Annotated in this window: 21 protein-coding genes and 1 pseudogene; 5 read left to right on the top strand and 17 right to left on the bottom strand. The window is 71.6% G+C overall.

The window, feature by feature from the left end; translation table 11 throughout:
- Positions 1–84: 84 nt before the first annotated feature.
- The 3 genes and pseudogenes from AB0B89_RS02615 to AB0B89_RS02605 all read right to left on the bottom strand — a co-directional run.
- Positions 85–297, bottom strand: a complete 213-nt coding sequence (locus tag AB0B89_RS02615) for a DUF397 domain-containing protein (protein WP_358547026.1) — start codon at positions 295–297, stop codon at positions 85–87.
- Positions 285–890 (bottom strand): DUF5753 domain-containing protein, encoded by a 606-nt coding sequence (locus tag AB0B89_RS02610; RefSeq protein WP_358547164.1) that lies wholly within the window; start codon positions 888–890, stop codon positions 285–287. Before AB0B89_RS02610 ends, AB0B89_RS02615 begins: the two co-directional genes overlap by 13 nt.
- A 3-nt stretch (positions 891–893) precedes the next feature.
- Positions 894–1,112, bottom strand: a pseudogene (locus AB0B89_RS02605) (helix-turn-helix transcriptional regulator); the annotation flags it as partial.
- A gap of 256 nt (positions 1,113–1,368) precedes the next feature.
- Here AB0B89_RS02605 and AB0B89_RS02600 point away from each other — a divergent pair.
- A complete protein-coding gene (locus tag AB0B89_RS02600) occupies positions 1,369–1,746 on the top strand; it encodes a hypothetical protein (protein ID WP_358547023.1) in 378 nt (125 codons plus the stop codon).
- A gap of 334 nt (positions 1,747–2,080) precedes the next feature.
- Positions 2,081–3,490 (top strand): ice-binding family protein, encoded by a 1,410-nt coding sequence (locus tag AB0B89_RS02595; RefSeq protein ID WP_358547020.1) that lies wholly within the window; start codon positions 2,081–2,083, stop codon positions 3,488–3,490.
- 118 nt (positions 3,491–3,608) lie between these two features.
- On the opposite strand, the gene AB0B89_RS02590 is transcribed toward AB0B89_RS02595, so the two are convergent.
- From AB0B89_RS02590 to AB0B89_RS02575, 4 genes are all read right to left on the bottom strand, one after another.
- The gene (locus tag AB0B89_RS02590) at positions 3,609–4,187 is read right to left on the bottom strand and encodes a PIN domain-containing protein (protein WP_358547017.1); all 579 of its coding nucleotides are present in this window, start codon (positions 4,185–4,187) and stop codon (positions 3,609–3,611) included.
- Positions 4,188–4,208: 21 nt separating this feature from the next.
- Positions 4,209–4,661 (bottom strand): helix-turn-helix domain-containing protein, encoded by a 453-nt coding sequence (locus AB0B89_RS02585; protein WP_358547014.1) that lies wholly within the window; start codon positions 4,659–4,661, stop codon positions 4,209–4,211.
- 211 nt (positions 4,662–4,872) lie between these two features.
- On the bottom strand, positions 4,873–8,241 hold the full coding sequence (locus AB0B89_RS02580) for a UvrD-helicase domain-containing protein (protein WP_358547011.1): 3,369 nt from the start codon (positions 8,239–8,241) through the stop codon (positions 4,873–4,875).
- Positions 8,242–8,309: 68 nt separating this feature from the next.
- Complete coding sequence (locus AB0B89_RS02575) at positions 8,310–11,462, bottom strand: ATP-dependent DNA helicase (protein ID WP_358547009.1); 3,153 nt, start codon at positions 11,460–11,462, stop codon at positions 8,310–8,312.
- 338 nt (positions 11,463–11,800) lie between these two features.
- Here AB0B89_RS02575 and AB0B89_RS02570 point away from each other — a divergent pair, with 338 nt between their 5' ends.
- Complete coding sequence (locus AB0B89_RS02570; protein WP_358547006.1) at positions 11,801–12,859, top strand: DMT family transporter; 1,059 nt, start codon at positions 11,801–11,803, stop codon at positions 12,857–12,859.
- Here the strand turns inward: AB0B89_RS02570 and AB0B89_RS02565 are convergent.
- The 10 genes from AB0B89_RS02565 to AB0B89_RS02520 all read right to left on the bottom strand — a co-directional run bounded on the left by AB0B89_RS02565 (position 12,786) and on the right by AB0B89_RS02520 (position 23,957).
- Positions 12,786–14,240, bottom strand: a complete 1,455-nt coding sequence (locus AB0B89_RS02565; protein ID WP_358547003.1) for a PLP-dependent aminotransferase family protein — start codon at positions 14,238–14,240, stop codon at positions 12,786–12,788. The genes AB0B89_RS02570 and AB0B89_RS02565 overlap by 74 nt on opposite strands.
- An 87-nt stretch (positions 14,241–14,327) precedes the next feature.
- Entirely contained in the window at positions 14,328–15,197 is an 870-nt protein-coding gene (locus tag AB0B89_RS02560) for a GNAT family N-acetyltransferase (protein WP_358547000.1), read from the bottom strand.
- 133 nt (positions 15,198–15,330) lie between these two features.
- Complete coding sequence (locus AB0B89_RS02555) at positions 15,331–15,930, bottom strand: type II toxin-antitoxin system PemK/MazF family toxin (RefSeq protein WP_358546997.1); 600 nt, start codon at positions 15,928–15,930, stop codon at positions 15,331–15,333.
- Entirely contained in the window at positions 15,930–18,887 is a 2,958-nt protein-coding gene (locus AB0B89_RS02550; protein WP_358546994.1) for a CDP-glycerol glycerophosphotransferase family protein, read from the bottom strand. Before AB0B89_RS02550 ends, AB0B89_RS02555 begins: the two co-directional genes overlap by 1 nt.
- Before the next feature lie 71 nt (positions 18,888–18,958).
- Entirely contained in the window at positions 18,959–19,261 is a 303-nt protein-coding gene (locus AB0B89_RS02545; RefSeq protein WP_358546992.1) for an MGMT family protein, read from the bottom strand.
- Positions 19,258–19,620 carry a hypothetical protein gene (locus AB0B89_RS02540; RefSeq protein WP_358546989.1) on the bottom strand — a complete coding sequence of 121 codons (363 nt, stop codon included), beginning with the start codon at positions 19,618–19,620 and terminating at the stop codon, positions 19,258–19,260. The genes AB0B89_RS02545 and AB0B89_RS02540 overlap by 4 nt, the downstream gene beginning before the upstream one ends.
- Before the next feature lie 136 nt (positions 19,621–19,756).
- Positions 19,757–20,950, bottom strand: a complete 1,194-nt coding sequence (locus AB0B89_RS02535; RefSeq protein ID WP_358546987.1) for a S8 family serine peptidase — start codon at positions 20,948–20,950, stop codon at positions 19,757–19,759.
- A complete protein-coding gene (locus AB0B89_RS02530) occupies positions 20,947–21,852 on the bottom strand; it encodes a hypothetical protein (protein WP_358546984.1) in 906 nt (301 codons plus the stop codon). Before AB0B89_RS02530 ends, AB0B89_RS02535 begins: the two co-directional genes overlap by 4 nt.
- 9 nt (positions 21,853–21,861) lie before the next feature.
- Positions 21,862–23,244 carry a S8 family serine peptidase gene (locus tag AB0B89_RS02525; RefSeq protein WP_358546982.1) on the bottom strand — a complete coding sequence of 461 codons (1,383 nt, stop codon included), beginning with the start codon at positions 23,242–23,244 and terminating at the stop codon, positions 21,862–21,864.
- Positions 23,238–23,957, bottom strand: coding sequence for a hypothetical protein (locus AB0B89_RS02520; protein WP_358546980.1), 720 nt, complete (start codon positions 23,955–23,957; stop codon positions 23,238–23,240). The genes AB0B89_RS02525 and AB0B89_RS02520 overlap by 7 nt, the downstream gene beginning before the upstream one ends.
- A 127-nt stretch (positions 23,958–24,084) precedes the next feature.
- Between AB0B89_RS02520 and AB0B89_RS02515 the strand changes: the two genes are divergently transcribed.
- Both AB0B89_RS02515 and AB0B89_RS02510 read left to right on the top strand, forming a co-directional pair.
- Positions 24,085–24,579: a hypothetical protein gene (locus AB0B89_RS02515; protein ID WP_358546977.1), complete on the top strand. Its 495-nt coding sequence runs from the start codon at positions 24,085–24,087 to the stop codon at positions 24,577–24,579.
- Positions 24,579–24,881 (top strand): transcriptional regulator, encoded by a 303-nt coding sequence (locus AB0B89_RS02510; protein WP_358546975.1) that lies wholly within the window; start codon positions 24,579–24,581, stop codon positions 24,879–24,881. The genes AB0B89_RS02515 and AB0B89_RS02510 overlap by 1 nt, the downstream gene beginning before the upstream one ends.
- Positions 24,882–24,981: the final 100 nt, after the last annotated feature.

Raw genomic sequence — 24,981 nt, 5'->3', positions numbered from 1 at the left:
GGGTGCGGTACGCCGACAAGCTTCGGGTCGGCATCGTGCAGAAAGGCCCGCACCGGGAGGCGCGGGCCCTTCGCTCACCCAGGTTCAGACAGACAGGCCGCCGAACACGCCGTTCTTCACACCCGCACGGAACACGTCCCACTCAGCGGCGGTGACCCGCAACACCGGCCCGTACGGACGCTTGCTGTCCCGTACCGCCATACCCTCGCCGCCCAGCGAAGCCAACTCCACACACTCACCGCCGTTGCCACCTGAGTGTGAGGACTTGATCCACCTCGCATTGGTCAGGTCGTCCATTTCTCCACCCACTCCTTGATCCGATTAAGTGATCCGTCATGTGGGAGCGCGCTCGCTCGCACCGCCTCGTACCGTACTTGGATGTCTCGTACTTCTTTGGTTTGAGCGGTCACGTGCCCCTTACCAGCGGATTCGAGGTAGACAACTTCACGACCGTCTCGCAACTGCGCGAGGAAGAAACCTCCCAGCAATCCTGCCGTGCAACCCGCCATCACCGGGACTATCTGAATCGTGATACACGGATGCTCCGCCATGGTCAAGAGATGATTTAACTGCCCTTTCATGACGGCGGAACCGCCTATAGGCCGCTGGAGAACTCCCTCGTCCAGTACGGCCCACAGCATAGGGGGGTCCTTGCGGTCGAAGAGGGTTTGTCGCTCAAGCCGAGCTTCCACACCCTTATCGATCTTGTCGGATCGGATCCCTGGTTCCCCACGGAAGACCGCCCTTGCATAGTCGGCCGTCTGGAGGAGGCCCAGTACCAGGGTCGGCTGCCATGCACGCAGTGTCAGCGCCTGTTGCTCGGCCTCCAGCCATGGGTAGAACCAGCGCTGGTTTCCGTCGGATCGGCATAGTTCCCATACCTGGAGCAATGCCCCATTAACTCCTAGGGCCGCGTCACACTGCTCGACGAACCCTCGTTGCTGGGGCAGGCGTAGCCCCCTTTCGATGGCCCCCATCGCCGCTCCGGTGTAACCGATCCTTCGCCCTAGCTCGGACTGGGTGACTTGCACTTCCTGACGGAGTCTTCGCAGCTCGAACCCGAAACGGGCTGCCGGCGAGGTCTCCGGGTTGGTCGTCGGTTGTCGCGGCACCTGACCTCCACGCAACGGAATGCAACTGGATGCGATGGCACACAACAACGGAATCACTACGCTGTTGTCACCATTCCCTTACGCAGAGTAGAGGTTGAGCGGCAACCTTGGAAAGGCCAATCGAAACTGTCAACGAAAAGGTGGCCCCCATGCCACAGGAAATCATCCCCCATAGGATTACTCACCCGAGAAGATTCGTACAAGCCGCCCATGATGCCAAAACCACCTTCAACGCGGTAAATCGCGAGACGGTCCGATGAAGCCAGATGAGACCGTCTCCGAGAGCAGGGCGAACGAGGACGCCGACCTGCTCGCCATCCTGCACCGCCATCTGACCTCCGAAGGCATCCGGTGCCACATCTTCAAAAGGATGCGGCTCGTGATCGGCACCGAAACGGTCCCACCGCAGCGTGCGTACAACCCCACGGAGATGATCGTCTATGGCGCCGACGCGAGGGGGCGGGCGAAGGTCACCGTACGCACGAGACTCTGGGGAACCGCGATCATGATCACTCCTGCGGGGGACATGCCGGAGTTCCAGTTCCCCGTGCAGCAGGTCTCGGAAATCCTCCGCTGGCTCCGCCTGCTGGCCTGGGACGACCTCAGCCTCGGGGACTGCCGTCCTCACGCCTGAGATCGGGCCACCACCACACCGCCGTCGCGGCGGCGGCGGCGGCGGCGATCGCGACCGTCCCACCTAACGGGAGCGGTGACGGCATTTCCTTTTATAACGGGAAATAGCCGTCGGATTTAGATCTCCCGCATGTCGGACTATAAGCACGACGACCTGAATAAGTAGGCTCGCAAACAATGGCGCACCCCGATTCGCCATGCGCCTGGACGGAGCAATACCAAGAGCAGAGGACAGCTTGATGATATATCTCGGTCGCCGTCGCGTCGTGCCGCGAAAAACCGCCCGTTCCTGGCTGGCCGCGACTCTCACGGCCATTGTGGCCATGGGAGTCGTGGTGACGACGCCACACACCGCTGGGGCCGCGCAGGCTCCGGTGGGGCTCGGCACAGCCACCAGCTACGCGGTCCTCGCCGGGTCCACGGTCACCAACACCGGCCCCACCGTCGTCACCGGGGACCTGGGAGTGAGCCCTGGTTCGGCGGTGACCGGCTTCCCGCCCGGCACCGTGATCGGGACCATCCACGCGGCCGACGCCGCCGCTGTACAGGCCCAGGTCGACCTGACCACCGCCTACAACGACGCCGCAGGCCGGACCCCCGTCACCACCGTGCCCACAGAACTGGGCGGCACCACCTTGACGCCAGGTGTCTACACCTCGGCGGCCGGCACCCTGGGGATCACGGGGAACCTGACCCTCAACGCCCAAGGCGACCCGAACGCGGTCTTCATCTTCCAGGCCGCGTCCACCCTCATCACCGCGTCCGCCAGCACGGTGACACTCATCGGGGGCGCCCAGGCGTGCAACGTGTTCTGGCAGGTGGGCAGTTCGGCGACCCTGGGAACGAGTTCCAGCTTCGTCGGGAGCATCCTGGCACTCGCGTCCATCACCGTGACCACCGGCGTGACCGTGAACGGTCGCCTGCTCGCTCGCAACGGCGCGGTCACCCTGGATTCGGACACCGTCACGCGTTCCGACTGCCTGATCCCTCCTGACAGGAGGACCACCACGACGGTGACCTCGTCGTCACCCACGGCTCAGGTCGGAACTCCGGTCACCTTCACCGCGACGGTGACCTCCGCGGCGGGGTTGGTCCCCACGGGCACGGTCAGCTTCACCTCCGGCGGAATGAGCATCGGCTCGGCCCCACTGGACGTGAAAGGCCACGCGAGCCTGACGGTCTCGAATCTTCCGCTCGGGCCACACCAGATCGTCGCCACCTATTCGGGCTCGGCACAGCTGAATTCCAGCATCTCAGCGCCGTTGACCCAGATCATCGTCACCGGCCCACCCACTCCGACCCCCACCCCCACCCCGACCCCCACCCCCACCCCCACCCCGACACCGACACCAACACCAACACCAACGCCCACACCGACCCCGACACCGACCCCGACCCCGACGGCCGTCCCAGGTGGCTCCGCGCCGGCGAAGGGTGAGGAGAAGAAGTGCGACGAGAAGCCGAGGAACGCCAAGGCTCGCGATCAGCAATGCCGGGAATGGGACCGCAGGCACCATCGCCGGGAGCACGGCCGCCTGGTGACCGTCCAGACACTCCATACCCTCCACGGAGTGTTCAGTGAAGGCGGTCACGGAGGCCACCACAGCACCCACAGATCCTGGTCCGCACACCGACCGGGTCATCACCACGGGTACGGAAAGCCCCACAAACACAAGCGCCCGCATTTCCGTAGGCACCACATGAAGCACCCGAAACTGCGCGCGAGGATCGCCATAACCGGCTGACCCACCACTGGGCTTGGCGGCCGCGCCCGGGGTGAGCCCGGCCCGCAGGACGGCGCGGGCCTGGAAGCCGCGGCTCGACGTCGTGGCGCCGCCGCTGAGCGTGCTATCCGTACTGTTGTCAGGGTTCACCCGGTTGGACTGAAAGACTGCTGCGTATCCGTTGGGCAAAGCCTGGGACACCTGCCCGGTCCAGCGCGCTAGTGATGTCCAGCACAGACATGGGCGGGCGACGTTTCCCGGCCGACATCCTGGCCAGAACGCCCATCACCTCACGAAGGTTCTGGGCCAGGAGCGCACATAGGTAGGTATCGGGATCGACCACGGTGAGTCCATAGCAACTCAGAGTCGACGCAGGGAAGTCGGAGAGGTTCCAGGTAACCAAAATCTGTGCACGACCAGCAATTGCAGCGGCCATATGGTGACAGTCGTCGGGGTCGGGGCCGTCGATTCGGTCGAGCAAGTGCTTGTAGTCGTCTTCGGAAACGCGGGTATCGGCAAAGAACTCCCGGATGGCCGCACTGATGCGCGCCGCCGCCGGGGCCGAGCGCCCTCGCTCGCGCACGATCACACGCTCCCACTCGTCGAGCAGATGATCGCTCCAGACCAAGGCATGCACCGCGTCCTCAGTCAGAGCCAGCATCAGATCCATTAATGAGAATGGGAACAGGACATTGGTATCGACGAAGACCCGGGCCATCGACCGGTACCCCTCGGGAGATCAGTAGGGAAGATCCGCCTCTTCGGCGACTTCCATGATCCTGCGTCGGCCTTCGGCGCGGTGCTCGCGACGCTCCTGGAACTCCAAGACGTCCGCCAGTCGGACCAGGCGGTGACTGCTGCCTGGCAAACGCTGGGAGGGAATCTCCCCTTCCTCCAGCAACCGCGTGACGAAGGGACGCGACAGACCGAGCAACTGGGAGACCTCGTTCGGGGTCAGACGGGCCTCGACCGGAAGGGCGAAGACTGCGTTGCCCTTCGCAAGGTCGTGAGCCGCAGCCACCACGAGATTCACAAGTGATTCGGGCAGCACAATGTCACGGCCGTCGGGCCTGCGAAGGACCAGTTGGGCATGCAGTGCGGCAGCGGCAGTCTCAAGATCAGCAAATAGCTCACGGTCGCCGCTACCTGCTTCGACACGCGTAGCGCTGGCCAGAACACCTGTGCGGGGCACGGTCGGTCACCTCCACCGCCAAGACCATATCTGAAATAACTGTAACCCGCGAGGCTTCAGAACGCTATCTCTGGCCCGCCGTACGCGCGACCAGGAGACTGCCTGGCTTCATCGCCATTCGCGTGCGGCCGCGCGGTAACCGCGCTGGCCAGGCAGTGATTCAGTAAGGTCGGTGGGCCCCCTTGGAAATGCCCGAGGCGGGGCGAGGGTCTTATCTGTCCTCGGGGACCGACTCGATGAGGCGGACGAGGCCCCTCGCGTCGAGGAGGTCGACGGGCCGTACGGTCTCGTTGGCGCGGACGTAGTGGAAGGCGGCGCCGACCTTCGAGAGCGGGACCCCAGCGAGGTGGGACCAGGCCAGCCGGTAGGCCGCGAGCTGGACGGCCGAGGCCCTGGCCGCCTGCCCGCGCGGGCGCTCCCCCGTCTTCCAGTCGACCACCACGTAGCCGTCACCGTCGGCGAAGACCGCGTCCATGCGCCCCCGGACGAGCCGGTCGGCGATCATGGTCTCGAAGGGGACCTCCAGGTCGACCGGTTCCAGGGCCGCCCACGGGCTCTCCTCGAACCGGGTCTGCAGCTCGGCGAGCTGGACGTCCACCCCCGAAAGGTCGTCGGAGGCGCCGGGCAGCTCGAAGTCGTCGATCAGGCGCTGCTGACCCCACCGCCCCTCCAGCCAGCGGTGGAAGGCCGTACCCCTGCGGGCGAGCGGCGCGGGCTTGTGGGGCAGCGGGCGGCGGATCTGCCGCGCGAGCGCGGCCGGGTCGTCCGCCAGGGTCACCAGCGACGAGACGGTCAGGTGGGCGGGCAGCTCCACGACGGCCCCGCCACGCCGTCTGGACTGGTCGCGCTCCTTCAGCAGCAGCTCCGTGTCCCGAGCCCAGGCCCGGACACGCTCCTGCTCCCACTCCTTCATCGAACTCGCGGAGCCCACGGAACTCACAGAACTCGCGGGGTCCTCCGAGCCGGACGGGGTGCCGGGACTCGTCGCGGAGGCGGGTGCAAAAGAGCCGGGACTCGGGAGAGGGGTCACGCCGTTGATGGCGTTCATGACCATGTCGGCGCCGCTCCGGATGGCGTCGTACCGCTCGCCTTCCGGGGTGACCGGCCACTGCTCCGCCGGGGGCTCGGCCAGCAGGGGGTTCACGGCGTCGTCCTCGATCTCCGGAGCCCAGTAGGCCACCTGACCGGACGCCTCGCGGATCTCCCGCAGGAAGTCGGACGGGTCGAGCGGCCGGGCGGCCGACCCCCACCGGTAGCCGGAGGCGATCAGCAGGTAGTGGGCCCGCGTGACGGCGACGTACGCGAGGCGGCGCTCCTCCATGAGGTCGCGCTCGCGGCAGCGCTCGTCGAACTCCGCCAGGTCGTCCTTCTCCAGCCCGTTCAGCACCGGAAGGTCGGCCCTGTCGCCCCGCAGGACGTACGGCAGCTTGCGGGGGTTCTCGGTCCAACGGGAGTTGGTCACGGGTGTGGCGGGGAAGACGCTGCCCTTGGCCAGGGCGCCCTTCTGGGTGGTGAGCTGCGAGAGCCCCGGCACGATCACGACCGGCCACTCCAGCCCCTTGGAGGCGTGCACGGTCATCAGCTTGACGCTGTTGGTCTCGCCGACCCGCCCGGCTTCCAGGCCGAACTCCTCCGACTCCGCCGCCTTGAGATAGGCGAGGAAGGCGCCCAGCGTGGGATCCTCGGCGTCGCCGGCGAACCGCGACGCGGCGTCGAGGAAGGCGTCCAGGTCGGCGCGGGCGGTGAGCGGCCCTCCGCCCCTGGCCGCGACCTCGACGTCCAGGCCGAGCCGCCGTTCGACCTCGGCGATCAGGTCGGGCAGCGGCTGACCGGTGTGCGATCGAAGGACGCGCAGCTCCTGGGCCAGGCGCGGCAGGCGCGCGCGGGCCAGCGGCGAGAACGGCTCCAGCCACTCGGGCCGGTCGGGCAGCTCGTCCAGCGCGTCGACCAGGCTGCCGCGCTCCTCGGCCATGTCGGCGACGACCTGCTCCAGCGGGTCGTCCGCGCCCGGGCGGCCCCGGTTCGCGATGGTCAGCTCCCTGGCCAGCTCGCCGAGCACCTTCAGGTCGGCCGGCCCGATGCGCCAGCGCGGCCCGGCGAGCAGCCGTACGAGCGCGTCGCCGGCGGTCGGCTCGTACAGCACCCGCAGCGTCGCGACGAGGTCGGCGACCTCGGGGACGGTCAGCAGGCCGCCGAGGCCGACCACCTCGACCGGGATGTCACGCGCCTCAAGTGCCCGCCGGAGCGCGGGGAACTGCGCGCGCTTGCGCGCCAGGATGGCGACGTCCTGCGGTTGCAGGGCCATCGCGCCGCCCCAGGCGCCGCCCGGTTTGACCTTCTCGCGGAGCTTGTCGCGCTCGCCCTCGCCCCACGGCAGGCCGTCGGGCGCGATCTCCCTGCCGAGCATGCGGACCACGCCGTCGGCGATCCAGGCGGCCTCGTCCTCGGCGGTCTGGTGGAACGCGCACACGACCCTTCCGCGCCCGACGCGGTTCACGCCCGGCACCAGCACGGGCACCTCCCGCGCCTCCTCGCGGAGGGGGACCTGCACCCGGGCCGCGACGTCGAGCACCCTTTCGCCGTTGCGGAAGCTGACCGAGAGCCGGCTCACGGGGGCGGGCTCGCCTGCCGTGGTGGGGAAGTCGTGGACGAACCGCTTGAGGTTGCCGGACGAGGCGCCGCGCCAGCCGTAGATCGACTGGCAGGGGTCGCCCACGGCGGTCACCGGGTGGCCGCCGCCGAACAGCGCGCGCAGCAGGACGAGCTGGGCGTGGCTGGTGTCCTGGTACTCGTCGAGGAGCACCACAGAGAACCTGCCGCGCTCGATCATGCCGACCTCGGGGTGCCGGTCGGCGATGCGGGCGGCGAGCGCCATCTGGTCGCCGTAGTCGATGACCTCGCGGCTGCGCTTGAGCCGGTTGTACGCGTCGACCATCGGCAGGAACTGCTCACGGACGTCCTGAGTGCGCACCGGGCGGCGCTGCGCGAGCGTCGGCCTGCCGCCAAGCTGGGCGAGTCGCTCGTCGAGCCAGTGGCCGACCTCGCGCACCTCGTCGGGCGTGCGCAGGTGCTCCGACAGCTCGCCGGCGAGGTCGAGCACGGCCGCCGTGACGGAGGGCGGGGCGAGATCGACGCGGTCCATCGGGCCGTCGTACCGGCCCACCACGCGGGCCGCCATCTGCCACGAGATGGCGGGGCTCACCAGCCGCATGGTCGGCTCAAGCGCCTCGCGGAGGGCGTGGTCGGTGACCAGCCGCGCGGCGTACGCGTGGTAGGTGGACACCGTGGGCTCGGCGTCCAGCAGCTCGGGCGGGGCGAGCCCGACCTCGGCGAGCCGGGTGAGCCGCTTGCGCACCCGGGCGGCCAGCTCGGCGGCGGCCTTGCGGGTGAAGGTCAGGCCGAGGACGCGCTCGGGCCGGACCAAGCCGTTGGCGACCAGCCAGACGACCCGCCCGGCCATGGTCTCGCTCTTGCCGGAACCCGCGCCGGCGACCACCACCATCGGCTCCCTCGGCGCCTCGATGACGGCGGCCTGCTCGGGGGTGGGCGGCGCGATGCCGAGCTTCTCGGCCAGTTCCATCGGCCCGATCAGGGCCGGGCGGGTCGTCTCCGTGGCGGAGCCGGCACCCGGGCCCGGCGTGGACGGCCCTAGCAAACCTGGCCCCCGCTGTCGTTCACGGGGCAGCTCACCTTGGCCGCGCAGGTGCGGCAGCCGTCGTTCACCTTGGCGGTGAACACCCCGGCGGCCATGCCGGTGGCCACGGTCTCCACCAGCTCGCGCGCCCACTCGGGCTCGGGATCCTCGCCGAGGGCGCCCTGCCGCTGCTCCTTGGCGACCTTGGCCTCCTTGCCGGCCGCCTTGCCGACCTGGACGAGCGAGGCTCCGCCCGGCTCGGTCATGCCGTGCCGCTCGAAGGCCCCGAGGAGGGTGGCGAGCTGGTAGACCCCGAGCTGGGGGTGGCGGTCGAGCTCGGCGTCCGGCGGCTTGGCGGTGCCGGTCTTGAGGTCGATGATCACGGCCCTGCCCTCGCCGTCGCGCTCCACGCGGTCGACGCGGCCACGGATCTGCACGCCGTCGGACAGAACGGCCGTGAACGCCTCCTCGACCGCGACGAGCTCCCTGGGGTTCTCCTCGTGCCAGGTGAGGAACCGGGCGACCATCTGCTCGGCCACCTTGCGCTGCTTGCGGTTGAACCAGACGCCGCCGAAGTCGAGCTCGTCCCAGATCTCGTCGAGCCGCTTGCCGAGCGTGTCACCCGCCTGCCCGGCCACGGCCAGGACCGCGATGGCGTGGATGACGCTGCCGAGGCTGCGGGACATGTCGGTGCCCGAGGCGCCGACGGCCGTCTCCAGCAGCCAGCGCAGCCCGCACTTGGTGAAGCTCTCGACCGCAGAAGGCGAGACTCGGACGATGTTCTCGGGCCAGCTCAGCGGGCGGTCGTCGGAGATCGGCGTGAGCGCGTACCACTCGCCGGGGTGGGCTCCGGGGACGCCGGCACGGGCCAGCCTCGCCAGGTGCCCGGCGGCGGCCGTGCGCATCGGCTCGGGCCTCGTGGGGTCGCACACGGCCGATCGCAGGTCGGCGACCAGGGCGGACATGCTCAGCCAGCGTGCGCGGTCGTCGACCGCGGCCTCCTCGACGGCCCCTGGGAGCAGCTCGGACAGAAAGCGGGACGGCCGCTCGTCGGTGTCCTCGCCGCCGACCGCGGTCACCACCAGGCGGCGGCGCGCGCGCGTGGCGGCCACGTAGAACAGGCGGCGCTCCTCGGCGAGCAGCTTGGAGGCCAGGGCGGCTCCGGCCGCGTCGGCCCCGTCGAGCACGGAACCCTCCGAGAGCTCGACCAGCTCCTCGACACCCAGCAGCGACCCGCGCAGCCGCAGGTCGGGCCAGACGCCTTCCTGCACGCCCGCGACCACCACGACGTCCCACTCAAGACCCTTGGAGCGGTGGGCGGTGAGGATGCGCACGGCGTCGCCGTCGGGCGCGTGCTCGGCCAGCGAGTCGCCGGGGATCTCCTGCGACATCAGGTCATCGAGGAAGACCTCGGGCCCTGCGTGGGGAAGGCGGTCGACGAAGCGCGCGGCGTAGTCGAACAGCGCCACCACCGCGTCGAGGTCACGGTCGGCCTGGGCCCCCTTGGCCCCGCCCGCGAGGCTCGCTTCGGTCCAGCGCTCGGCCAGGCCGGAGGCCTGCCAGATCGCCCACAGTGCCTCCTCGGCGGTGTCGCCCCGGCTCACGGCCTCGCCGGCGGCGGTGACCAGGGCGGCGACGCGCCCGGCGCCGGCGCCCACGTGCGGCTCGATCGGGATGAGCTCGCGGGCGTCGCGTACGGCCGCGACCAGCAGCTCGTCGGACGAGCGCGGGGGCAGCGACATCGGGGCCGCCGGAAGCGCCGCCGCCGCCAGCTCGGCGACGCGCAGCGCGCGGCGCAGGCGGCGCACGCCTATCGCGTCGGTGCCGCCCAGCGGGCCGGTGAGCAGCTCCTCGGCGGTGGCGACGTCGAGCGTGGCCGGGTGGAGCGCCACGCGCAGCAGGGTGACGAGCTGCCGCACGCCGGGCTCCTGGATGAGGGGCACCTCGTCGCCCGCCACCACGACCGGCACGCCCGCGGTGAGCAGGGCGCGTCGCAGCATGGGCACCTGGCGGCCGGTCGATCGCACCAGCACCGCCATGCGTGACCAGGGAACCCCTTCGAGCAGGTGCGCCCGGCGCAGCGTGTCGGCGACGACGGCCGCCTCCTGCGTCTCGCTGTCGGCGAGCAGGACCCGGACCTGGCCCGCGTCGGCGCCCTCCACGGGAAGCAGGTCACGGTGGTCGCCACGGGTGCGGCCCGCGCCCGGTGGCACGGGCAGGCGGGCGGCGACGCGCCGGGAGGCGGTCAGGAGGTCGGGGCCGCTGCGGCGGCACACCCGGAGCGCGACGACGGACGCCTCCTGGCCCTCCAGCGTGCGGAACCGCTCGGGGAAACTCAGGATGCCGCGCACGTCGGCGCCGCGGAAGCCGTAGATCGACTGGTCGGGGTCGCCGACGGCCACCAGGTCGCGGCCGTCCCCCGCGAGCTGCTGGAGCAGGAACTCCTGCGCGGGGTCGGTGTCCTGGTACTCGTCGACGAACACGACGTCGTAGGCGGCCCGCTCGCGCTGCCGTACCTCGACGTCGGTCAGCAGTGCGGCGGCGGCGCGGATCAGCTCGGCGTAGTCGAGCGCGGGGCTCGGATCGAGGTCGAACCGGTCGGCGTAGCGGTAGGCGAAGCGGCCCGCGGCGACCCAGTCGGCACGTCCGTGCTCGCGGCCCAGAACGACGAGGTCCTCGCCGTCGAGACCGCGCTCGGCGCCGCGCGCCAGGAAGTCGCGCAGCTCCTCGGCGAAGCCGCGCGTCTTCAGCGCCTCGCGCATGCTGGAAGGCCACTGCCTGGCGCCGTCCTCCAGCTCGCCGTGGAGCAGGCGGCGGATCTCCAGGAGCTGCTCGGGGCCGGTCAGCAGGCGCGGCGGCGCGGCGCCCGCGAGCACGGCCTCACGGCGCAACAAGGCGTAGGCGTAGCTGTGGAACGTGAGCGCGAGCGGCGTTCGCGTGGTGCGGCGCATACGGCCGGTGATACGCTCGCGCAGCTCTTCGGCGGCCTTGCGGCTGAACGTGAGCACCAGCACCCGCTCGGGGTCCGCTCCGCGCCGCTCGACGCGATCGACGACGCTCTCGACGATCGTGGTGGTCTTGCCGGTGCCGGGGCCCGCGAGCACGAGCAACGGGCCGCCCTCGTGGCGCACGACCGCGCGTTGGTGCTCGTCGAGAGCAGGAGGCATCGCCTGCCCCGTGCTTCCCCGCCGCACCAGACGGTAGGCCTGACCACTCACAACACGCTATTCCACCAGACCACACGGGTAGATCGTGCCGACTCGACCGTACGGCGCCTGTGTCGATCTCCGCCGAGGATGACAAAACACGTTACCGGGGGGTTGCTCCGGTCTCCGGGAGTGACACGGCCCATAGGTGAAAGGCCTTCTCCCGGGTCCGCTTCGGCCCTGATTGGCCCTGTCTGACGGCCGGGCGCCCTGCCAGCATGGCGAGCGGACAAGCCACTGGGGCTTCACGGGGAGGTCGACATGCCGGTGACCACTGTGCCCGCCGGGGCGGCGACCGCATGACGGGCGACCGCGCCCGTACGGACGCGGACGGCGACCGTATGACGAGCCACCGCGCCCGTACCAACGCGGACGGCGACCAACTGGGAGGCGTGGGCGGCGGTGTCCGTGGCCGGTGGCGGGGGGCGGTGGGGGCGGCGACGGCGATGTTCTGCGTCGGGACGCTGACGGCGGTGTCCCCGGCGCTGCACGACTATCCGATCTACGGCGGGCAGGCCCTGCGGTATGCGGCGGGCGCGATCCCGCTCCTTCTGGTCATGCGGGCACGCCGGCTCCCACATCTGCGCCTGAACGCCCGGGAGATCGTGCTGGTCGTGCTCCTCGCCGTCGTCGGGCTCGCCGCGTTCAACATCTTCGTCATCGAGTCCACCCGGTACGCCGACCCGGCGACGGTCGGCACGATCGTGGCCACCGTGCCCATCGTCCTCGCCCTGGCCGGGCCGCTCATGGAAAGGCGGCGGCCGACCCCGCACATCGTCGTGGCCGCCGCGGTGGTCGCGGGCGGCGCCGCGGTCGCCACGGGCCTCGGCCACGCCACGCTTCCCGGGGTGCTGCTCGCGCTCGGCGCGCTCGCGTGCGAGGTCGGGTTCTCGCTTCTGGCCGTCCCCCTGCTGCCGCGGCTCGGCGCGATCCGCGTGTCGGCGTACGCGACCGCCGCGGCCGTCCCGCTCCTGGCGGTCGCCGGGCTCGTGGCGGACGGACGCGCGGCGGTCCGGCCGCCGACGGTCGCCGAGGCGGCGGCGATGGTCTACCTCGCGCTCGTGGTGACGGCCTTCGCGTTCTTCTGCTGGTACGACGCGCTGCCCCGGCTCGGTCCCGAACGCGCGGGGCTGTTCTCCGGCTTCCTGCCGATCGGGGCGATCGTCTCCAGCGTGATCCTCGAAACCGGGCATCCCGGCGTCCCTGATCTCCTCGGCGCCGCGCTGGTCATCGGCGGCCTGCTCCTCGGCCTGCGTCCCCGGCGGGCGTCCCGCGCCGCCCCTCCTATCTCTCGAACTCCGACCACGCGCCTGCCAGCCGATCTACCAGACGGTCGAGCACGGCCGGGTCCAACGTGAAGGCCAGGCGGATGAACCGGTCGTGAGCGCCGGTGGGGTCCGTCGTCGAGCCCGGCACCACCTCGACGCCGTGCCTGAGCGCCACGTGCGAGAACTCGGTGGCGTCGACCCCGGGCAGCTCGATCCACAGCCCGCTGCCGCCGTCGGGCCGGCGCCATCGCCAGGCCGGCAGCCGCTCGCGGAGCAGCTTCTCGATATGACCGAGCCGCTGCTCGCGTGCGGGCGCGCGGGCGGCCTGGATCCTGGGCAGTCCGGGGATGAGCCGCGCCGCGAGCATCTGGTCGATGACCGGGCTGCCGAGGTCGGCGAGGGCCTTGCGGCGTGCCAGCCTCTCGACGAGCTCCGCCGGGCCCCGCACCCATCCGATCCGCAGCCCGGCCCAGACCACCTTCGTCAGGGAACCCGCGGAGAGGACCTTCGCCCCGCGCGGCGCGTACGCGGCGAGCAGGCCGGGGGCGTCGGCGAGATAGGCGTTGTCCTCCAGGACCGGCACGTCGTACCGGGCGGCGAGCTCGCCGATCCTGCGCCGCCGGGCCGCCGACATCAGGACGCCGGTCGGGTTGTGGAACGTGGGCATCAGGTAGATCAGGTCGGGCCTGCCGGAGGCGAGGACGCCCGCCATGGCGCGGGCGTCGGCGCCCTCGTCGTCCAGGGGCACGGTGACGATGCGGGTGCCGCGCGCCCGGAACACGTCGAGGCAGCCGGGCCAGCCGGGCGACTCGGCCAGGGCGGTGCCGCCCGGCCCTAGGAAGAGCTCGGAGACCAGCACGAGGGCCTGGTGCGCCCCCGTCGTGACGAGGATCTGGCCGGGGGTGGTGGGGAGCCCCGTGCCGGTCAGGTGCGCCGCGATGGCCCGGCGCAGCTCGGGAAGCCCGGCGGGGTGGTAGCCGGGCTCGTCGAAGGCCGTCTCAAGATCGGCGCCCGCGAGGTCACGTAAGGCCGTGACCAGCTCGGGGACGGCGCCCTGCGACGAGCTCGCCACCGTGATCAGCTCGCCCGGCCCGTCGATGAGGTGCTGGTACATCAGGGCGCCGGTGCCTCCGGGCACGCGCCCGTCCGAGATCGGCGGGCGCGTCAGGGCGTTCTCGGCGACGCGGGTGCCGCTCCCCCTGCGGCTCTCGACGAGCTCCGCCTCGCGCAGGGCCTCGTACGCGGCGACGACGGTGGTGCGGCTGACCCGCAGGACCCCGGCGAGCTGCCGTTCGGAGGGGATGCGCTGGCCGGGGAGCAGCGCGCCGCTCTGGATGGCCTTGCGGATGCCGTCGGCCAGCCTGCGGTAGAGCGGGCCCGTAGCGCTGGGCCAGGTCGCGAACGAGGCGATGACCTCACTCTCAGAGCGCTGGGAGCCGTGGGCGCGCCGTGGATGTGATGCGCGTGGCATGTCCACCTGTCACCTCGTTCGGCCGGAAGCTCGGTCCACTTTCCCACGGCGGCCAGCGAAGTGGGCCGCCTGCTCCCGGGAGCCTTCTCAGCCCAGCGCGAGCATGGCGGGGGCGAACAGGAGGTCGAGGTCGCCGGGGAGGGGGCCTCCGCGCACCATCAGGGCCGTGTCGAAGGCCCGGGTGAGCCCGCGCCCGGCCGTCCAGGCCGTCAGTTCGGCGTGCCGGGCGTCGATGTCCAGACGGACCGGCCCGTGCAGGCCGCTCACCAGTTCGGCGATCAGCGCCCGGGCGACGGCCGTGCTCTCGCCGACCACGGGCCCGACGGCGACGCTGTCCAGGTTGCGCCATGCCGCGCCGAACCCGGCTATGGCCCCGCCGTGCTCGACGACGCGGGTCTGGTCGGCGAAGGTGAACAGCCGGGTGACGAGCCGCGTGCGGGGCGCGCCCGACGCGCGGGCGTCCAGGGCGATGACCGCCTCCAGGTCTCCTTCGTGCGCCGGGCGGACCCCCTCGTGCTTGACGTCCTCGGGATCGAGTGTGAGGTGCCCGGTATGCGTGACGACCGTGCCGACCGTCTCGAAGCCCAGCCTCTCGTACAGCCCCTTGCCGTACCGCGTCGCGGTGAGGAAGACCGTCGCGCCGCCGGCCTGCTGGAGGGCGTGGAGCATGAGCCGGCGTCCGAGCCCCATGCGGCCGTACCGGGACGCCACCAGCACCATGCTGATCACGGCGAGATCGCTCCCGTAGCGGGTCAGCACCGTCGTGCCGGCCAGGCCGCCGGCGGGGTCGTCGATGCCGTAGACCTCGCCGACCTCGAAGAGCAGGCGCCACTTGGCCTCCTCGGGAAGCCACTGACGGTCGATGGCCAGCAGCAGGCAGTCGCGCAGGTCATCGAGACCGAGCCTCCTGACCGGTACGTGCGTGACGCCGGGCCGGTCGGCGAAGCCCGATTCCATGTGTTACCCCCGAAGATGCGTCCCGGGCCCTCGAACCCGCTCCGTCCGGCATCATCGACCACATTTGCTGACGAATCCACAGATTTTCCCCACAGCAAACCGCCCCTTGTGCGGACACCGCCGGGGCCCGGGGTCAGCCGTCGTAGACCCAGCCGGTTTTCTGGAGGCGGGTGACGCTTTTCCAGACGCGCGCGTCGCAGGAGGTGGCGGCCAGGTTCCGGAAGTCGCGGTCGCCCACGAAATGCGTCTCGGACAGGTCGAGCCAGCTGTCCTTGGTCGCGTGCGGATCCCACCCGGCCGTCGGGATCGAGAGATGGTCACCGCGGTCGGACTTGTCCTGGCTGGTGATCTTCAGGACTTCCACCTTGCGCGGGTGAGTCCGTACGACGAGGCAGGGACGGACCTTGGAACCCGAGCCGTCGGAGTAGGGGACGTCGGCCCACCAGATCTGGCCGGGCGCGGGACGCGACTCCCACGCCGGGCTCGGCGGCCGGGAGTGTACGACCAGGGGCCGCCGCCCCGGGCCGGCGGGACCGCCCCCGCGCCCGGGATGAGGCCGCTCGCGTCCGGGAAGCGGCCGCTTGCGTCCGGGACCGGACGCCTTCGCCCCGCGCCGCGACGCCCCCCGCCCGCGCGGCGCGATCCTCCCGCGTACGAGCGCGGCCACGACGCCCACGGCCACGAGCAGGACCCCGCACAGAATCAGCACGGCCATCAGCCGGTCGCCCGCCATCACGGGTGCGTGCTGAAGACGTGGTCGACGAGCCTGGCGGTGGCCTTCCCGTCGTCCCGGGGCGCGTAGGTGCGGACGAACGCGTCGTACCGGTCGGCGTAGTCGCCGGAGAGCGCGTCGATGAGGCGCACGGCCTCGATCACGTCGCTTCCCTCCGACAGCAGCGGCCCCGGGGCCTGGGTGCGCAGGTCGAGGTAGAGGCCGCGCGTGTTCCGGTAACGCTCCAAGTCGTACCCGAAGAAGACCATCGGGCGCCGGGTCACCGCGAAGTCGAACATCACCGAGGAGTAGTCGGTGATCAGCACATCAGCGATCAGCAAAAGATCGGCCATATCGGGGTAAGTCGTGACGTCGATGGCGAAGGGATACTCCCGGCTCATCGGCCCCGGACGCACCAGAGACGCGGGGCCGGGGACCACCAGCCCCGGAACCGTCGGCGGCGCCTGCGCCATGTGGCCCCGGACCAGCAGCACGTGGTCGCGCCCGAGCACCCGCCTGGCCTCGGCGAGGTCGAGCCGCACCGAGCTGTTCCTGCGGTCGTGGTCGCGCCACGTCGGGGCGTACAGCACCACGCGCTTGCCCACCGGCACCCCGAGGCTCCGCCGCACGGCCGCCGCGAGATCGGACCGGTCGTGGGCGAGGACGTCGTTGCGCGGATAGCCGGACTCGATGATCTCTCCACCGTAGCCGAACGCGCGGCGCAGCACCTCGGAGCCCCAAGGGCTCTGCGTGACGAGCAGGTCCCAGTTGGCCACCTCGGCGGCCTGGCGGTACCAGGCGGCCGGCCTCGGCTCGCGGGACATGTGGCGCTGGTCGCCTCCGACGCGCTTGAGCGGGGTGCCGTGCCAGGTCTGCACGCAGGTCTGGTCCTCGCGGGCACGGAACCACTGGGGAAGCATCGTGTTGGTGATGATGTGGCTCGACCTGGCCAGCGCCGTGTAGTGCTCGCGGCCGCCCTCGCGCACGACCGTGGGCGTGACGCCGGGACCGAGACCCAGCGCGGCGGAGTCCGGCGGGACGAAGGCGCCGTCCTTGACGACCCAGATGTGCTCGCGGTCGTCGCCGCGCCGAAGCCGCTCCTCGTAGATCGCCCGCGCGCTGTCGGAGTAGGACCGGCCGTCGAAGGACACGTACACCGTGGCGCCGCGCAGCTCGCGGCGGCGCTCGGCGGGGTAGTGGACCCTGCGCAGCGCCCAGAGACCGCCCGCGCCCTTCTCGTCGTCCGGCAGGTGCTCGGCGGCGACCAGGACGGGAACGTCGAAGCGCGTGGCCACCAGGCGGTACTCACGGTCGCCCACGATGTGGACGCCCTCGTCGAGCGTGTCGAGCAGGCGGTGGTCCACCCGCAGGGGCGCGGTCGTGCCCTTGCCGCCCGCGACCGACAGGCTCCAGGCGCCCGACGCCAGCGCCACCGTGCCGCCGAACCGGGGCATGGCTCCCGGCGCGAGCCGTACGGAGAAGTCCGAACCGGAGCGCCCGAGCGGCACACGGTAGGTCAGGCCGGCCCGCTGGCGCAGCACTATCTCGCGCTGCCCCGGGTCGGTGTCGGGATAGGTGCCCGCCAGCGTCAGCGTGCCGTCGTCACTCCACGTGGCCGAGGTGATCACCGGCCAGACGCGGTGGGCCGAGACCACGGCCCGGTCGCGCCGGTCGCGAAGCACGGTGACCTCGCGGCGGTCGATCGCGAGGTGGGTCTCGGCGGTGTTCTCCATCATGACCGGCGCGGCCGGATCGCCCTTGGGCTCGATCCAGAGGCGGCGGGCGTCCCGCTCCTTCATCAGGGCGGGCACGGCGAGCGCGACCGAGAACCGCGTGCCGCCCTCCACCGGAGTGAAGTCGGCGTGGATGCGGTGGCCGCCGAGGCGGGCCCTGCCCTTGGTCGCCGTCGTGCCGGGCAGGAAGCCGGTCAGCTCGATCTGGTCGGCGACGTGCGCGACCCCGGTCAGCTCGGCCCTTGTGGGCTGGAGCACGACCTGGAAGGCCCGGTCGGAGGTCCACGCCGGGCGCACCCACCAGCCGGGACGGACGCGGAGCCCGGCCGGGCGCTCGGTGCGCCCCACCACGGGACCGCGCAGGGCGCCGGTGGCCCGCGCGCCACGGCTCCAGATGACGATGTCGGCACGCCAGGTGGTGGTGTCGGGGACCGCCGGCCGGTGGCGCAGCAGCCGCTGGGCGCCGTGGACGGCGGCGCGGATCGCCGCGCGCCAGCGCAGCGACCACGGCCGTACCTCGGCCACGAACCCGGCCCAGTCGTAGTTGCAGCCCGGCTCGCCCGCGCCGTGGGTGGTCTCCGGACGGTAGACGCGACGGGTGCGCGCGTAGACGGGCGGCACCCAGCGAGGGCCCCTGAGCACCACGGTCGCGCGGTTGAGTCGCCGGCTCCGCACGGACAGCCCGACGAGGTAGGCGTGGCCGGTGACGCGCAGCCGCCCGCCGTGCCAGGAGACGTCGTCGACCTCGGTCACCGGGACGAGGTCGGACCTGCGCAGGCGGAAGAGCGGTTCGGGCGCGACCACGGGCAGGTCGGCGTACCAGGCGAGGCCCTTGCGCACCCTCTTGGACGGCTCGGCCGTGGCGGCCACCAGGTTCGCCAGCTCGTCGCCCTGGGCGAGCTCGGCCGGGTCGCGGTTCTCGATGAGGTAGCAGGCCAGCCGCCGGGCGACCGGCAGGCGGCGCTTGACCGATGGCTCCACCTCGGACAGGTAGTCGCGCAGCAGGTCGATGGCCTGCCGCAGGCGGGTGGCGTCGCGTCTGGCGGCGGTCTCCAGCCGCAGGGCCAGGAGCCCGTTGAGCGCCTCGGCGTGCAGCCGCCGGCGTTCGGAGCGGGTCAGACCCGTGGAGTGGACGGCCGCGATCAGCGCGTCGAGCGGCTCTCCCCTGTCATAGAGGTCCTGGGCGGCCCGCAGCCGGTCGGCGACGATGTCGCCGGTCCGCGCGGGCGTGGCACCGGTGTCCATCAGGGAGGCACCGCCTTTCCAGTCTGACCGCAAAGGGCGTACCTGGAATGGTAATGCGACTTACTGAGAACTCACTGATGATCTCCCTGCCATCGGGCGTGGCGCATATCGGCGCGCTCTCCCCGCAGGGGCGTGCCCTCCTCCCTCCACCGCGACAGGCACCTGCTCTCGTGGCCGGGAGGCGGGGTGCCGTCGGCGTGGACGACACGCCACCAGGGGACGCCGCCTCCCCAGGTGGACATCACGCGGCCGACCTGCCTCGGGCCGCCCTCCTCAAGATATTCGGCGATGTCGCCGTAGGACATGACCCTTCCCGGCGGGATGCGCTCGACCAGGTCGAGCACCCGCTCGGCGAAGGCGGTCGGATCGGTCATGCGCTCCACTGGGCGGGGCCGAAGGAGAGGATCTCCTCAAGCTTCCCGAACTCGTAGGCCGCGTCGCCGTTCACCTGTTCGACGATGCCGTCTCGGATGCCGTAGGCCTCGCCGTCCTCACCCACCAGGCTCCCGCCGAGCATTCCGGCGAGCCGCGCGAGCTGGGCGACCTCCCAGTCGGAGGTCGGCTTCCCGTACAGGCGCCCCTGCCAGATGGCGACGGCGTACTCGCCGTCGCCGTGGCGCGCGAAGACCTCACCGGCCTCCGGTGTGCCGCGCAGCTCCAAGCCGGCGTCCGCCGACGCCGTCGCCTCCGTCAGCTCGGCGTAGGCGAGCGGCGATTCGCGTTGTACACGCAACTCGTATCCCACGAGACGGGAACCCTAGCGAACCTTTACCGATCACTGGTACAGGAAAGTGCAAGTTCGGTCAGACCGCATCCGAAATGCCGCCGAACGGCGGCCGAACAGCGCCCCAATCGCGTCCACCACGTGATCATTGCCGTTCTGAACGGCGGGTGAGCACGACCACACCGGCTCCGAACCCGATGAGCCCGAGGAGAACGCCCGCGCTGTAGACCCAGAGTCGCACGGGATCGGGCCCAGGCGGGGTAGGCGCGGGTGCCGTCGTGCCGTTTCCGAAATGGAGGTCGCTCTTCACCGGAAGCGAGGTGGCGTATCCCGTGAGCTCGCCCGCGCGCTTGAGCGCGGCGGCCACGTCGATGACCCCGAAACCCACTTTGTCGTCATAACGAGCGGCGGGCTTCTTCTGGGTGGTGGACGTCAGCGCACGGGCAACCAAATCAGGGCTTAGATTCGGATATTTCGCCTTTATAAGGGCGACCGCCCCGGCGACCAGCGCGGTCGAGGCGCTGCTCCCCTCCATCTCCTGGTACCCGCCGCCGGGAACCGCGGCGGGGACCCCCACGCCGGGCGCGCCCACCAGCACCGAGAGGTTGTCGCTGCTGAACCCGGCGGCCTTGCCCTGCTTGTCGACCGCGCCGACCCCGATCACCCCCGCGTAGCCCGCGGGGAAGCTCCAGAACGAGGTGCCGTACTTGCGCGCGTACTCGGAGTCGCCGTCGTTGCCCACCGCGGCCACCAGCACCACACCGCGCGCCAGCGCGTACGCCACGGCCTGCCGGTCGGCCCGCTGCGTGGCGTACTCCCCGAGCGACATGCTGATGACCTTGGCCCCGTGGTCGGTCGCGTAGCGCAACGCCCTCGACAGCGGGCTCTCGCTGGGCAGGCCGAGACCGTCGTCGGGCTCGACGAGGTCGTAGTCGAACTCGTCCTCGGCGATCACGGGAACCGACAGGATGCGCGCGTCGGGGGCCACGCCGAGCAGGCCGCCGTCGTGGCCGGAACCCGCGATCAGAGAAGCCATCGCCGTGCCGTGCGGCCCTACGGGCGACGCGCCGTCGTCGAACACGCTGGACCGCATGTCGGGAGCGACGGTGACCTTGCCCTTGAGCACCGGGGCCTTCGAGTCGACGGCGCTGTCGACCACGGCCACGGTCACCCCTGCCCCCCGGGTGACCTTCCACGCCTGCTCGGCGTTGATCGCGTCGAGCACCCATCGTTGCTGGTCACGCACTCCATCGGCCCGCACGGGAGGCGCCAGCAGCCCCGCGAGCGCCACGACCCCCGCCACGGCGCAGGCTCGCGCCGCGACCGCCCGCGCCCTCAACACACGTTCCCCTGGGTGCAGCGCGGGATCTCGGGGGGCGCCGAGAGGCCACGGGCGATGTGCCCGGCGACGGACTGCGCCGTCGGCCACAGCTCGCTGTGGGGGATCTCCTCGATCGGCACGGACTCACGAGTGCGCCCGTCGGCGTAGCCGGCGGCGGAGAAGACGATGTACGGCCCCGCGCCCGTCCAGCTCGTACGCTGGCGCTGCGCGGCCCCGAAGGACTCGGTGGCCGTGCCGGGAAACGCCACGGGCCGCACGCCCACGCGGTCGTCCACGGGCAGGTCGCCCCCGGTCTGCACCCGGGTCTCCTCGTCGTCGAGCACGGCCACCCCCACGGTCATCACGAAAGTCGAGGTCTGGTCGACGTACGTCGCGCGCAGCATGGTGCGGCAGCCGTGTTGCCGCAGGACGGTGGCGACGGGGGCGTCCACCACCGACGTACACGGCGCCTCCTTCGCGATGCCGACCCTGCGGGCGTACTGCCGCACCCGGGACAGGCCGAGATACTCCACCTCTGCGGGGAAGACGGCGTCGGCCCGCCAGGCGTACCAGCGCCGGGCGACGTCCTCCTCGGCGAAACGGGTGCGCTCGGCGACCGTGAGCGGTCGCGCCCGGGTCTCCTGGAGCAGGCCGACCACACCGAGCAGCACGTTGGTCGCCGCGATGGCGAGGATGGTGCCCATGATCAGAAGGAACAGGGATCGAAACCGGACCCCCCGCTCAAGCTCCATGCGGTCGATCGCCGCCTGCGCGTCGGCGGCACGTGCCCGGGCGCCGGCCCACGGCCGCGCCGCCCCATGGGCGCCATCGCCTGAAGGAAGCCTTCCCGCGCTCCGCGCGCCCTTCACACGTGCGGGCCAGGGCGTCACCGGTCGTGACCGTGGCTCCTCAGGCGACATACATCGATGCTACGTCGGCGCCTGCTGCCGCCAACCCGGTTGGGGCTCCCGGGGATCATCGTGTTCTGTGTGGTCTCTGTGGTCCCTGTCGCTCCTGGTGCGCCTGGTGCGCCGTACGAGCATGATCACGACGGTGAGGCTCGCGCCCGCGCAGGCGGTGGCCGCCAGCGCGACCCCGCCGTACACAGTGATCATGCCCGTGTCACGCCGGACTACCTGCACCGGAGGCAGGGCGGCGGGCGCCGCGCCGGTGTCGTCGGTCATCGGAAGGTCGGTGTCCTGGACGCCGGGGCCGGAGGCGGTGTGCCGGTGCCGGGCCAGCCGCGCGGCCTCGGCGAGCGACCGGGCCGCGTTGACCACGCCGAAGCCCATACCGGGGTCGTAGCCCCTGGCCGGGCGGCGGGTGGCGCCGGTGGTGAGCGCCTGGGCGACAAGCGCAGGCGACATTCTCGGATATTTCGCTTTTATCAGGGCGGCGACCCCGGAGACGAGCGCCGTCGCCTGCGACGTGCCCCTGCCCACCCAGTACTGGTCGCCCGGACCCGCCCCGAAGATGTCCACTCCGGGCGCCGCGAGGAGGACCAGCGAGTTGCGGTTGGAGAAGGACGCCTTGTGCATGCCGCGATCCGCCGCCGCGACCGAGATCACGCCGGGTAACGAGGCCGGATAGGAGTACGGCCCGTCCTTGCGGCCCGCCCCGTCGTTGCCCGCCGCCGCCACCAGGACCACGCCCTTGGAGATGGCGTACCTGATCGCCGCCCGTTCCTGCCGGGTCGGCTGGTCCTTGGAGATCGACATGTTGATCACGGCGGCGCCGTGGTCGACGGCGTAGCGGATGCCGCGCGCGACCACGTTCTCGAACCGCGCCTCGGAGTTGAAGTCGTGGAAGCCCGGCTCGTCGTCCTCCAGGATGACCCGCACCGAGAGCACCCTGGCGGCCGGCGCGACCCCGATCACCCCGTCCGCGCGCCCCGGGCCGTGCCCGTGCCCGGCGATCAGCGAGGCCATGTACGTGCCGTGCAGTCGGAGCGGCGCGACCCCGCGCGGGTTCGCGCCCGAAGTGAGGTCGGGGCCGGTGATCACGGATCCGGCCAGGTCGTGGTGCCGGGGGTCGACCCCCGAGTCCAGCACCGCGACCTTGACCCCCGCGCCGCGGGTGATCCGCCAGGCGGCGGCCACGTCGAGGGTGCGCATCACCTGGCGCTGGCTCCCGCGCACCTGGTCGGCCAGCGCGGGCCCCGCCGCGAGCGTGCCCATGACCAGCAGGACGAGCAGGACCGGCAGCAGAGCGAGCACCGAGCACGCGGACAGGACGGCGCGCGGGCGCGGCACGGCCCGGGTCAGCGCGGACAGGACCGCGCGCGGGAGCGGCACTGCCCGGGCGGTCAGCACTGCCAGTCCTTGCCCGCGCAGTCGGGACGCGCGGGGGTGGCCAGCGTGGTGAGGATCCGGTCTTCCAGATCGGAGGTGAAGCTGAAGATGGTGGAACGCTGGTGGCCGACCGACCGGGCCGGCCTCCCGTCGACCTGGCCCGCCGTGGTGAGCACGAGGTACGGCCCGGCCTGCCCCAGCGAGGACGCCTGGCGGGCGGCGGCGGTGAAGCGGTCGGCGACGGTCTGGGGGAAGGCCAGCGCCCGCAGCCCGGGTGAGGGCACCCCTCCCGGCGGGAACGCCGCCCTGGCCGCGAGCGCGGACCCCTGGTCGGGGAAGGCGGCCACCCCGATGGTCACGACCACACCCTGCAGCGCGTCCAGGTATGTGGCTCGGAGCACGGCCCGGCAGCCGGCCGCCTTCAACGCGGTCCTGAGCGCGGCGTCCACGGCCGCCGCGCAGTCGGTGCGCGAGGAGATGCCCACCCTACGGGCGTTCTCCTTGCCGCCCTGCTCGGCGATGTACGGCAGGTAGGCGGGGAAGATCTCGCCCGCGGACCACACCTGCCAGCGGCGGGCGGTCTCCTCCACCGAGGCCTGCTGGATCTCGGCGGCGCTCGGACCACGGGTCAGCTCGGCGCCCGCGGCCCCCGCCGCCACTCCGGCGACGATCGCGCAGATCAAAGTGAGCGCTGATGCCACCACAAGGGACGGCCAGGCACGCGACTCACTCACCTGCCCGACCCTAACGCCCTCGGTGGGGAGGCATCCGCCGTTCCATCCGCATAGATCCCTTTGGAAAGTACTTGACGGTATGGAAAGTGGAAAGTACTTTCCTGATTGGAAACGATGGGAGACATCCATGGACGCCACCCCCGAGGACGCCCCGTACATCAGCCCGGAGGCCGCCGCGCGGAGCCTGCGCGAGATCCGCTCGTCCCAGGCGGGCATCGTCAGGGCCCGGCCCTGGTTCCCCACCTGGTATCCCACCGGCGTCGGCGTCTACGTGACCGGGGTGCAGTTCCTCACCGAGCCGGGCTCCTCCCGGCCACTGGCTGTGACGGGCATCACCCTGCTGACCCTGGGCCTTGCCGCCCTGGTGTTCGCCCTGGCCCGCACCAACCGGCAGGTCCCCCATCGCAGCCTCGTCAGGCCCGGGCTGGTCGGCGCCTTCGTCGCCTGGCTGCTGGTGGGAGTCGCCCTCTGCCTGGTGCTCGCGGTCGCCCTGACCTCCGCCGAGGTCCCTTACGCGCGCACGTGCGCGGGCCTCGCCATGACGGCGTACCTGGCGATCACCGGCTGGGCCGTCGCCCGCGCGATCACGCGGCGCATAGCGGCGAAGATCGAGCAAGGCTGATGGCGCTCGACCCGATCATCCACGCCCCGGCCCGGCTGCGCATCATGTCGCTGCTGGCGGCGATGGAGGAGTCGGAGTTCGCCTTCGTCCGCGACGCGGTGGAGGTCAGCGACTCGGTGCTGTCCAAGCACGCCTCCGCGCTGGAGACGGCGGGGTACGTGGTGATCCGCAAGGGCCACGTGGGCAAGCGTCCCCGCACCTGGCTCAAGCTCTCCGACGTCGGCCGGGAGGCCTACACGGCCCATGTCGCCGCCCTTCAGGCCATCGTCGCCCAGTCGGGGCTGTCGCTGACCGGCGAGTGACCCGGCGCCGCCGCGCTCGGGTTCAAGGGGTTCCCGGAGTTCCGCGACACGCTCCGCTCGTCCGTGTTCGGCGGCGCGCGGCGACCGTTGCCCCCCGAGG

The organism is Sphaerisporangium sp. NPDC049002 (assembly GCF_040649355.1).
Classification (GTDB): Bacteria; Actinomycetota; Actinomycetes; order Streptosporangiales; family Streptosporangiaceae; genus Sphaerisporangium.
The sequence above is the reverse complement of the archived record's forward strand: the minus strand, read 5'-3'. Positions and strand labels throughout refer to the sequence as shown.